The organism is Oleiphilus sp. HI0128, assembly GCF_001635365.1.
Genome location: NZ_LWGG01000783.1, coordinates 1 through 1402, shown reverse-complemented (window position 1 = coordinate 1402; position 1402 = coordinate 1). Strand labels below are relative to the sequence as shown.

1 protein-coding gene is annotated in these 1402 nt (G+C 42.9%); it reads right to left on the bottom strand.

The features are described from left to right. Nucleotides 1-1402 (bottom strand): Hpt domain-containing protein (locus A3763_RS11145; RefSeq protein WP_197482888.1); only part of this gene is annotated, 1402 nt, incomplete at both ends.

Below are 1402 nucleotides of genomic sequence, written 5' to 3'. Positions count from 1 at the left end.
GTCATCGCGAACCGCAAGGTTTGCCAAATCGTCTATATAGCTAACGTCCAGACTAATAGTACCACTTTCAGATTTTCCTTTTTCAAGGCGCTCATCAATCCCCTCAATACCGTGATCCATAGCGTTTCTGAAAACATGCATGAATATGTTATTAAGCGTGCTATGCGCTTCGCTCTTAACAAAGATTCCTGCATTATCAATTTCGATATTTGGTTTACCCTTGCCAAGCTGCTCTGCGAGCGAGTTAGCTGATTCGATAACATCTGAAATCACACCATCTAAGGGCTTAGCTTCCATTGACATCAGCATGCTGTATGCCTCAGAAACAACACCTTTAACATTGTCATCAAGCGTTTGCTGGGTAAGTGACTTGATATTTTCCAACCAAGAGCTGACGCGTGCCGGGTCTAAGGAAATACCACTCTCAGCCTCTCCATCACGACCAAGTTTCTCACGGAACACATATGCATACTTCGCGATGATATCTTCCGCACCACTTAACTCTTCGAGCAATTGCTTCTGATCCCAAAGTACATCTTCATTCTTACGAAGATCGTCATAAGTACTTTCAACTTCATGAACAATGTCGGTAACCTGACTCAAACCATAGGTACGAGCATTCCCTTTCACTGTGTGCATTGAGCGGAACAGGTTAGCAATAATGTCCAGGTCTTTCTCATCATTTGCTTCGATAAGCTGTCGACATTCAGCCAAGAAGTCTTCAGAAGTACCAATAAAGTCGGCAAACTTACTTGCATCAACAGCAAGGATTTCACCAATAATTGCCAACTCACGCTTCTGCTCTTCAGCCTCTGCTTCTAGAGCTTTAAGCTCGGTAACATCTCTGACTGTCACCATTAACTTATCAACTTCACCTTCTTCACTGATAATTGGATCCCAATCCAGCTCAAGAATCTTTTCACGATCATCATCCATGCGGATGTTCATTTCAGTCATTAAGCAATGAGAGTTGAAGTCGTACATCATCTCGTCTTCACCGACAATAGCATCGACACCAGTAATATTCTGATCAACTGCATCAGAACCCGCCGTTGTGTTGCTAAACAACAAGTCCGCAAAGTTACGATCTGCGATACGGTCAGTTTCAAAGATCTGCTCAAGGAATGCTGCATACTCTGGATGAATAAAACCACCCTCGGTAATAGTAAACAAACCTTGGTGCATATTCGCCATCATGTTTGCAATATCGTTGTTCTTCTGACGAAGCTCTGCAGTACGCTCTTCCACTTTCGCTTCCAAGTTTCTGTTTTGCTCTTCGATAACTTCACGCATTCGAATACTTTTGATTGTCGTCACCAAGGATCGCGCTACAGAAGAAACGAACTCATAATCACTATCAGCAAAACTCACATTCTTCACATCACCGGAAAGGTTAATCACA